The organism is Dactylosporangium sp. NPDC049525, assembly GCF_040676755.1.
Taxonomy (GTDB): Bacteria; Actinomycetota; Actinomycetes; order Mycobacteriales; family Micromonosporaceae; genus Dactylosporangium.
Window position 1 is genome coordinate 178,388 of the sequence record NZ_JBFAPO010000019.1, and the last position, 9,914, is coordinate 188,301.

Below are 9,914 nucleotides of genomic sequence, written 5' to 3' on the forward strand. Positions count from 1 at the left end.
CAGCGACATCAACGCACGGGTCGGAGGCTAAATCGTCGCTACTCACGGTGCCGCCGGCCGCCTCAATGGGCGCAGGGCCATCTCTGGCCGGGCACTAAAAGAAACTGCGCCGTCCCACCAGCTACAACCAGCGAAGTCTCGGCCTATTTGAAATGCGGCTGGAGTATTAGTCTGGCCATCTTTCACTGGCCAAGGGTGCGCCATTGAGGTCATCTCGACGGCTCCGCCAGTCGGGCATGAACTTGTCCATGAGCTTTATGAATCGTGCACCATGGTTGCGTTCAATCAGGTGCGTCATCTCGTGAACTATCAGGTACTCCAAGCATGATGGATGTTTTTTGGCGAGTTCGACATTGAACCAGATATGGCCGGTCTCGCGGTTGCATGAGCCCCATTTGGTCTTCATACGGCGGACGCTCCAGCGTGGAACGGAGACCCCTAGTACGGGCTCCAACCTGGCTATGAGACTCGGAAGGGCAGTTCGGAGCTGCGCGCGATACCAGCGGTCGAGCAATTCTCGGCGACGATCGACGGCGGTTCCCTGAGGAACATAGAGGAGCAGGCGCTCACCGTCCGGTTCAACGTGTGCGTGGCCTGGCCGCTCGATGACTTTGAGGCGGTGGCGGGTACCCCAGACGTAGTGAGACTCCCCGGTGACCATCTCCCGTTCGGATTGCCGCTGCGCGGCTTGGAGTAGATCACGCTGACGTTTGATCCAGGGCAGGCGTTGCACGACGGCCAAGCGGACACGGTCATCGTCGAGGCGGGTCGGGGCAGCCACCCGGACACGGCCCATCGGGGGGTAGACGCCGATGTGCAGGTTCTTGATATCCTTGTAGACGACGTCGATGTCGATGCCGCGGACGGTCAGGTAGGTACTACCAGTACTCACGGCGGGCCTTCACGAGGTTAAACAGCTCATCGAGCCGGTCAAAGTCGGCGGGCAGGGCATTGGCCACGGCCCGCTTTACCTTCCGTTCTTTGAGCGGGTTTCCGATCCATGAGTCCGGCTTGGCGTGACGGACGACGACGTCGATCTCGACGGCCAACTCAGTTGTCGGATGGAAGAAGTCAATCAGCGCCCGGCGGGCGCCGTTGTTGGCCCAGTCCGGGTAGGCGGTGTCCGACTCGCCCTTGCCCAGCTTCGCTGCCGCCTCCAGCAGTTGGGCGAGGTACTGCTTGTACTCCAGGGCGCCCTTGCGCCGCTCCTCCAAGATGGCGTCGAGCAGCTGCGACATCTTGTCGTAGTACTTCGGGTTGGTGGGGTGCTCGTCGACGATCAGCTTGCGCATGTTGTTGGCGATCGTCTCGGCAACCGCCTCGTGGTCCTTCTTGATCCCTTCGGGCAGTTTGTCGATCGCGTTCGGCCCCATCTCGACGATGAGCTGGACAAGCCCTGTGTCGTTGAAGTCAGAGATGACCTCCGACGGCTTGGCCTGGATGTAGGTGTCGAGCAGGTGCCGCATGCCTGCCTCGTACTGCTTGAAGTCGACGTTTTCGCCAGCCCCGAGCTTCACCTCGTCGCGGACGTTGGCGTAGTGGGCGATCTCCGCCTTGATCGCGCTTGCCTCGGCGTCGGTGTAGCCGGCGGCGGTCATCTCGTTGGCCAGGTTGCCGTAGGCACGTGTCACGGCGGCGACGGCCTTGTACAGCTCGACCCGCTTCGGCTCGTTAGCTTTGAGCTGGTCGGCGTTGCCGTACTCGCTGGCGCAGAAATACTGCTGATATTGGAGCGTGTTCTTCGGCGGGGCGACCGGTTCGCACAGTGCTCGGATGCGCTCCAGCGCCTCGTCCAGGTCCTCGCGGGCACCTGCCAGGCGGTCGGTGAGTAGCCCCTCGATGTCCTGCTTCTCGTAGCCGTCCAGCGCGCCACCGGTGTAGTCGGTGATGGCCGTTTCCAGCGAGTTGAACAGGTCACGGTAGTCGACGATGTAGCCGTAGTCCTTGTCCTCGCCGTCGAGCCGGTTGACGCGGCAGATGGCCTGGAACAGCCCGTGGTCCTGCATCTTCTTGTCGATGTAGAGATACGTGGCGCTCGGCGCGTCGAAGCCCGTCAGCAGCTTGTCGACCACGATGAGCAGCCGCATCTGGCCCGGATCGTTGATGAAGCGGTCCTTGACTTCCCTCTCGAACTGGTCGACCTTGCCCATCGCCACGTCGGCCGGCTCGTTGAAGTGGTCGGCCAGCATCCGGCGATAGATCTCGTACTGTCGCAACCGCTCCGTCGCGCCCTGGCCTGAGTCCTCCTTGGAAATGTCGCCGGGCTGCGGCGCGTAGGAGGTGACGATGGCGCACTTGCCCTTGAACCCGGCCTGGCAGAACAGCTCGTAGAACTTACAAGCCTGGTAGATGCCTGCCCCGACGAGCATGGCGTTGCCGCGGCCGTCCATCAGCCGCGGCTTGGTGTCCATATCGAGCAGGATGTCGCTGACGATTTGCTTGGCCCGCGGCTCGGAGCTGACCACCTTCTGCATCGTGCCCCAACGCTTCTTCAGTTCAGCCTTCGACAGGTCGGTCATACCCCTGGTCTTGGCGTCGAACCAGGCGTCAACCTTCGTGGGCGAGGTCAGGTCCTGGTCGATATTGCGGGCCTCGTAGCGCAGGTCCAGGACGACGCCGTCGTTGACGGCCTCGTCGAACTTGTACGTGTGGATGAACGAGCCGAACTTCTCGATGGTGGTGGCCTTGTCAGACTTGAGCAGCGGCGTGCCGGTGAAGCCGATGAACATCGCTCCGGGCATGAGGGCCTGCATCGCATTGTGCATCTTGCCGGACTGGGTGCGATGCGCCTCGTCAACGAAGACGAACAGGTTGCCCTTGGCTCGGAAGCCCTTCGGGATCTTCGCGTTTAGCTCGCGGATGAACTCGCTGTCGGCGTTGTTTTTGTCGGGTTTGTCACCGGATGCCCCGAACTTGTGGATCAGGGAACCGATCAGCCACGGCGAGCCCTGGTTCAGTGTGGCCACCAAGTCGACGCCGCTGGTGGTGCGGTAGAGGCCTTCGTTGACGCCCTTGAAGACCCTCTCGATCTGCTCGTCAAGTTCAGTGCGGTCGGTGATCAGCAGAACCCGTGCGTCGGCTTGATGCTCCCATAGCCACCTAGCGAGCCACACCATGATCAGGGACTTGCCCGAGCCCTGGGTGTGCCAGATGATGCCGCCCTCGCGCTGGGCAATCCGGCCCTGCGCGGCCTTGACGGCAAAGTACTGGTTGTGACGACAGGTCTTCTTGATGCCAGCGTCGAACACCATGAAGTCGTGCACGATCTCTAGCAGCCGTTCCTTTGAGCACAGCTGGGTTAATGCACGGTCGAGTGGCTCGGCGATGTCGGAGTCCTCGCGCCACGACAGCCAGTACTTCTCCGGCGTATCGATCACGCCGTAGCGCAAGCCTTCGACATCGTTGCCGGCCAGCGCTAGCTGGACGGTGGTGAAGAACGGCCGGATGAAGTCGGTCTTCTGGTTGCCGATGGTCTGACGAATACCCTCGGACACCGCGACCTTGGAGCGCTTGAGTTCCAGCGTCGCGAAGGCGATGCCGTTGACGTAGAGCACCAGATCAGGCCGCTTGGTGTGGTTTCCGGCAACGGTGACCTCTTCAGCCACCGCGAAGTGATTCGCCTCCGGCGTAGCCCAGTCGACCAGCCAGACCGTCTTGTAGTGCTCGCCAACGCCGGCCTTCACCTTCACGCCGTAGCGGAGCAGGCCGTAGACGTCGCGATTCGCCTCGTACAGGTCACGACCACCGCCGAGCGAGGCATCACTCTTCAGCTTGGCGATCGCTTTGTTGATCAGGGTGTCGTCGTAACCGCGGGCGCGCAGATTCTGTGTCAGCAGGTCAACCTCGACGTTGGAGTTGCCCTCGCGGTACTCCCAGTTGCCGAGGTAGTCGAAGCCCAACGAATCGCGGAACAGCTCAACGACACGGTCCTGTGTCTTGCGTTCGACCTGCCCGACGTTGCTCATGCGGTGGCCCCTGTAACGGGCAGCCGGGTGCGACCGGCGAGCAGCTCTTGCATCATGCCTTGCTGGATACTCTTGGCTTTTATCAGTCGCTTGCTCAGCAAATCGAGGTCTCCGGTAACATCGTCGAACATTGCAACCACCCGTTTCTGCTCGTCACAGTCGGGTAACCAAATGTTGAACGACTTTAGTACGCCCGTGTCAAGGACACCAGCTGTGTTGCCTGCGGACGTCACGAGAGACAGCAGTCGATTTGCGTTGCCGTGGATCGAGTAGGTCAGGAACTTCGGCACAACCTTCGCCGATGGCACAAGAGCCTTGACGTCTTGATTAAAGCAAACCGGAGCGATCACAAGCGATGCTCTGATTTCGGAATGCAGGGCGCTACCGCGCACAAGAACCAAGGTGGAGCCCAGGGGCGCCATCTTGCTCCCTGCTTGGACACCAAGGGCAGAAACCTTCTGATCCGAGTCGGACACCTCTACCTTTTTCAAGGTGGCGGCACTGATCCATGGGATCGTCCCCGTCCAGTAACTCTCAATCGACCGGTCGGGCGTGCCCCCAGACATCCATGAGGTTACAGAACCTATTGGTGATAGCTCCGAGTCGGCTCGATTGCGGAAGACCTGTTGCATCATGCCTTGCTTGATCGCTTGCTTCTTCGCAAGCAAACCTTCGAGACCGTCGACTAAGCTAGCAGCTAACTGGTACGCAGAGCCAATGGCCACCTGCTCACGGAACGGCGGAAGGATTACCGGGATCCTCTTAACAATCTCTCCGCTTAAGTTTTCCTGCCCACCAGCATTGCTAAGAGATCTTATAAAGTCGTAGTTGCATTGTAAGTATGCGAGGAGATATGTTGAGTCGACCTCACTGCCAGGCTCAATTGCCGCACATGCCTGATTCATCGCTGCGTCAATGCCCAGGATGGAGGTCTTGCCCCTCGTTTTACCTTGACCATACATCGCCATCAACAACGTCCCCGCGGGAGCAATTCTGGTGGCCGAGTTTTCCAATCCTGAGCGGCTAATTGTTTCCCTAGTTGTCATGATCGCAGATGTACCGATCTCTGCCGTACTTACCCATGGAATGGTGCCATCCCAGTAGGATGGCACCATACGGTTAGGAGTTCCCCCCGAGTACACACGCGCAACGTCGCCGAGGGCCTTAAGTGTCCAGTCCGCAGGAATCGGGGTCACTGCAACCCCATTTCTGCCAAGTGTCGCTCGACACTCGCCTCGATCACGGACAACCGCGTGTTGAGCTCTGCGAGCGTCTCGGCGTAGCGCTCGCCTAGCTGCTGTATGCGGCCAACCAGTGAAAGGGTTAGGGCATTTACTTCACCGACTATGCGTCCGCTGATGGTGGCCGCCCATTTACTGTCCAGTACGAGGGTCTTCACGTCGACTTCGGTGAGTTCGCCGTACTTCTTGAGGGTTGCGATATCGAGCGCGGCCTGGGCTTCCTTGACCGCTTTCTTGGCGATAGCCTCGGCGTTGTACAGGTCGATCAGATACTGCAAGGCATTAATCTCGTCGCGGTCAGAGCCTTCGTACCTGGCTTGCTTGAGCCGTGCCGTGGCGAGAGCCTTGCTGATCTTGTCATCGTCTATCGCCGCAGCGAGAAGTCCATCCTCAACGGCGTGTTCCTCGGTGTACTCCTCGATAGCTCGGGTGGCTCCCTCGGAACGCGCAGTTAGTTCGTCCAGCTTGGCTTGCTGGTCGGCGAAGTATCGGGCGACGATGAAAGCCGGCGGGATCAAGTCCATCTTGTACTTGACGGCGCTGCGGGCAGAGCCGATCGCCAGGTCGGGTATCTCGGACAGCCTGCGATCCTTGTCCTCGATGGTCTTGCGCGGCCGGGCAGCGTCAACCCAGCCATCGTTCATGAGCATGAACACGTCGTCGTGCATAGTGCTGTGCCAGTAGGTCAGGAGCTGTTCATAGGCGTCGTACTCGTCGAGCAGCGGGACCGACTTGAAGCGGGCGAGCAGGTCGTCGCCGAGCACGGCGACTAGGTCGTTTGGCTTGGTCTCGGCGTGGATGGCTTCGAGCGCCGCCCGGTGCGCGGCAAACCAGTCGGCGACCAGGCTCTTTGCCTCGCCCGTGAGCTTCTGGAACTCCGGCGAGTCAAGGATGGCCTGCTGCACATCGCTGACGTCGATGGCCAGGTCGCTGTAGCCGGGCCGATTTGCCTTGAAGAGCTGCGCCCGGAGTTGGGGGAAAGCATCCCAGTAGCTGCCAAGCGCATCGAGATCGCGGTTGGGGATGCCACCGTGCAGGTGGGCGTGCAGGTCCTGGATGTCCTCGGGTTCAGAGGAGTCGACGTAGCGCGGAATGTTGAGGTTGTAGTCGTTCTTCGGATCGGCAATCTCGGCCAGCGGCACCATGCGCGAATAACGCGAAACTTCGATCTGCTTGTTGAAGACGTCGACGATCTTGTGGATGTCCTGGCTCCGCAGGCGGTTCTTCGGACCGTCTTTCATAAAGCCCTCAGAGGCGTCGATCATGAACACGCCGGTGCGGGCCTGGGCGTTCTCCTTGTCCAGAACCACAATGCAGGCCGGAATGATGGTGCCGTAGAACAGGTTCCCCGGTAGGCCGATGATGCCCTTAATGTAGCCGCGGCGCAGCAGTTCCTTGCGAATGGTGGCCTCGGCGTTGCCGCGGAACAGCGGGCCGTGCGGCAGGATGACCGCTGCTTTACCGGTGCTCTTGAGCGACTTCAAGGCGTGCAGTAGGAAGGCGTAGTCACCGTTCTTCTCCGGCGGCCGGCCAAACTCGAAGCGACCGTACTCGTTCTCCAGGCCGTTGTTCCAAGACTTCAGGGAGAACGGCGGGTTCATGACGGCGAAGTCGAAGGTCTTGAGCCGGGTCCCGTCGGTGAGCTGCGGGTCGGTGATCGTGTCACCCTTGCGGATGTCGGCGATCTCGTTGCCGTGCAAGATCATGTTCATCTTCGATAGCGCCCAGGTGGCGTTGTCCTTCTCTTGGCCGTAGATCGTGACACCGCGTGGCGCCTCGGCAGCGACCTTGAGCAGCAGCGAACCAGAGCCACACGTGGGGTCGTAGACGGTTTGGTCCTGGCGGGTATCTGGACCGATGCCGACCACCTTCGCCAGGACGCGGGACACCTCGGCCGGGGTGTAGAACTGACCCTTGCTCTTACCGGACTCGGTAGCGAAGTGGCGCATCAGGTACTCGTAGGCGTCGCCGAGCAGGTCATCGCCCTCGGCGCGCGAGCCACGGAAGTCCAAGTCAGCGAAGATCGTCACGAGCTTGGAAAGCCGCTCTTGCATCTCCCTGCCTTTGCCGAGCTTCTCCTCATCGTCGAAGTCGGCTAGGTCGATAACTTTCTGGAGCCCGTTGGCCTCGGCCAGCTTGCCGATAATTGTGTTGATCTTCTCGCCGATCTCCTTGTCGCCCTTGGCCGCGAGCATGTCGTCGAACGAGCCGCCGGCGGGTACGTCGATCAGGCTGTGGGGATCGGCCTTGGCTTTGTCCGACACGTACTTCACGAACAGCAGCGTCAGGATGTAGTCCTTGTACTGGGAGGCGTCCATGCCGCCCCGTAGCTCGTCACAGCTTTTCCAGAGCGAGCTGTAGAGGTCGGACTTCTTTAGCGCCATGAGCCGCACTCCTCGCCCGCAACAGCCGAGTCCCTCGGTTGCGCCAAGGTAATGGAGGGTAGGGTTATATTAGCGCTATAATGCATCTTTGTCCTAATTGCACTGTTATTCCCGTCGACTGCCAAACGATCATGGAACAGTTGATCGCCAGTCAGTCCCTCGCTCGGCGTGGCCAACCAGCTGGCTGCTGTCAGCTTGGGATCGATGCGGCGAGGGCGGGTTACTAATTCCAGTTCGGGGGGCACCGAAGGAACCTACCAAGAGGAGGGATTTTGGGGCCGAAACTCACCCGCGGGTCGCTTGGCTCGGACACGTAGTCCGCCAGAGTCTCCCTCGGTCAGCGGCTACGACAATGTCTCCATCAAACCCGGTGCGGGACAGTGGCCGACGCCGAATCCTGGTACGGGCTCGACCCGCATCGCCTCGCCTGGCTGATCCGGCACTACACCCGCGCCGGTGACGTCGTGCTCGACCTCGACGCGCACCCGACCGTCGCCCGCGCCGCCCGCTACCTGCGCCGCCACCCGGCCGCCCTCGTCACCGACGGTGACACCAGCCGGATCCGGCTCACCGGCATCCGTGCCCGGCCCGCCCGCATCCGGAGCCTCACCGACGGCGGCGTCTCGCTGCTGCTGGCCGGGCTGCCGCGGCCCGGCGGTGACCGCCTCGGCCTGCGGGCTCTGACCGACGTCATGGAGCAGTGGCGGCGGCTGCTGTGCCCCGGCGGGTTCGTGCTCACGGTGCTGCCCGCCCGGACCCCGGAGCCGGGCCGGATCTCCCGGCGCAGCGCCGTCATCACCGCCGCCCGCGTCGCCGGGCTGCGCTACCACCAGCACCTCCCCGTGCTGCTGGTGCCGCTCCCGGAAATCGAGTCGCGCACCGACCCGGCCACCGCCGCCAGCACCCGGCCCGCGCTGCTGCACGGTCGGCATGCTCCCATCCATCTCGACGTCCTCGCGTTCGGCACGACCAGCACCGATCAGGAGGCCGCAGATGCGTGAACCCATCTCGTCCACCGACGCGTTCGCGCTCGGGATCGACCCGGCGGAAGGCGCAGGCCCGGACGTCGCCCGGCTGTTCGAGCTCATCGCCGACGGGGTCCAGGGCTCGGTCCTGCTGACCGGTCAGATCCTCTCCCGCGACATGCGACGCGGCCGGTACACGCCCGCCTCGATGGAACACCCCGGCAAGATGCTGCCCACGATCCCCCGCTACCTCATCGCCACCTACACCGAGGAAGGCGACCAGGTCGCCGACCCGATGGCAGGCATCGGCACCACCATCGTCGAGGCGATGCACCTCGGCCGCCACGGCATCGGCGTCGAATACGAGCACCGGTGGGCGCAGCACGCCGCCGACAACATCCGCCTCGCCACCAGCCAGGGCGCGACCGGCACCGGCGAGATCTACACCGGCGACGCCCGCCGCCTGCCCGCCCTCCTGCCGCCCGAGGTCCACGGCCGGATCTCGCTGGTCATCACCTCACCGCCGTACGGGCCGTCCACCCACGGCCACGCCCGCACCCCCGGCGCGCGCAGGGGCAAGGTCGGGAAGATCAATCACCGGTACGGCACCGACGCCGGGAACCTCGCCTACACCGACCACGCCGAACTGGCCGAGGGGTTCACGCAGATCCTCACCGGCTGCGCGGCCGTGCTGCGGCCCGGAGGCTACGTCGCGGTCACCGCCCGCCCGTACCGGCGACGCGGTGAACTCATCGACATCCCCGGTATGGTCGCCGCCGCCGGGCTCGCTGCCGGGCTGACCCTGGTCGAGGAACTCGTCGCGCTCATCGCCGGGGTCCGCGACGGGGTCCTGGTACCGCGGGCCTCGTTCTTCCAGCAGAAGAACGTGCGGGAGGCGGTCGCCGCCGGTGACCCGCAGTGGCTCATTCAGCACGAGGATCTGCTGGTGTTCCAGTCGAGCGCGGGCGGTCCGGAGCGCAGACGTGGCTAGGTCCCGGTCGCGTGGTACCCGAGGCGATGTCGAGCGGGCCGAACACGACCCGGGCGCCCCACCGGCCGAGGCGCCGTTGCAGGTCGACTTCGACATCACGGTGGTCGGCGGTGAGCACGGCCGGCGGCTCGCCGCCCTGCAGGCCGAGGCCGTCCTGGACGTGTTGACCTGGCTGCACGAGCACCACCGCGGCGGCCCCGCCGCCGAGTAGCGATGGCTGCGCATCAGGCTGTTCGGCCTCTCGCGGCCAGCCTTGATCACCGCATCGAGGTGCGGGTGGATCGGTAGGCGCCCCGTGCGTCCCGGCCGGCCGCCCGGGGGCGCCGGGGGCCCCCGCACAAGCCCCCCCCCCACCCCGCCGCCCCCCG

At 63.2% G+C, this 9,914-nt stretch carries 7 protein-coding genes; 3 read left to right on the forward strand and 4 right to left on the reverse strand.

Going from position 1 to position 9,914, the window contains the following annotated elements; all coding sequences use genetic code 11:
• Positions 1-166: 166 nt before the first annotated feature.
• The 4 genes from AB0K00_RS26830 to AB0K00_RS26845 are packed head-to-tail and all read right to left on the reverse strand — an operon-like array spanning position 167 to position 7,590.
• The gene (locus tag AB0K00_RS26830) at positions 167-892 is read right to left on the reverse strand and encodes a SprT family zinc-dependent metalloprotease (protein ID WP_363525037.1); all 726 of its coding nucleotides are present in this window, start codon (positions 890-892) and stop codon (positions 167-169) included.
• A complete protein-coding gene (locus AB0K00_RS26835; protein WP_363525040.1) occupies positions 879-3,965 on the reverse strand; it encodes a type I restriction endonuclease subunit R in 3,087 nt (1,028 codons plus the stop codon). Before AB0K00_RS26835 ends, AB0K00_RS26830 begins: the two co-directional genes overlap by 14 nt.
• On the reverse strand, positions 3,962-5,161 hold the full coding sequence (locus tag AB0K00_RS26840; protein WP_363525043.1) for a restriction endonuclease subunit S: 1,200 nt from the start codon (positions 5,159-5,161) through the stop codon (positions 3,962-3,964). Before AB0K00_RS26840 ends, AB0K00_RS26835 begins: the two co-directional genes overlap by 4 nt.
• Positions 5,158-7,590, reverse strand: coding sequence for a class I SAM-dependent DNA methyltransferase (locus tag AB0K00_RS26845; RefSeq protein ID WP_363525046.1), 2,433 nt, complete (start codon positions 7,588-7,590; stop codon positions 5,158-5,160). Before AB0K00_RS26845 ends, AB0K00_RS26840 begins: the two co-directional genes overlap by 4 nt.
• Positions 7,591-7,970: 380 nt before the next feature.
• Here AB0K00_RS26845 and AB0K00_RS26850 point away from each other — a divergent pair, with 380 nt between their 5' ends.
• The 3 genes from AB0K00_RS26850 to AB0K00_RS26860 are packed head-to-tail and all read left to right on the forward strand — an operon-like array spanning position 7,971 to position 9,757.
• Positions 7,971-8,591: a hypothetical protein gene (locus AB0K00_RS26850; protein WP_363525049.1), complete on the forward strand. Its 621-nt coding sequence runs from the start codon at positions 7,971-7,973 to the stop codon at positions 8,589-8,591.
• Positions 8,584-9,546, forward strand: coding sequence for a DNA methyltransferase (locus tag AB0K00_RS26855; RefSeq protein WP_363525052.1), 963 nt, complete (start codon positions 8,584-8,586; stop codon positions 9,544-9,546). Before AB0K00_RS26850 ends, AB0K00_RS26855 begins: the two co-directional genes overlap by 8 nt.
• Positions 9,539-9,757 (forward strand): hypothetical protein, encoded by a 219-nt coding sequence (locus AB0K00_RS26860; protein WP_363525055.1) that lies wholly within the window; start codon positions 9,539-9,541, stop codon positions 9,755-9,757. Before AB0K00_RS26855 ends, AB0K00_RS26860 begins: the two co-directional genes overlap by 8 nt.
• The last annotated feature ends 157 nt before the right edge of the window (positions 9,758-9,914 follow it).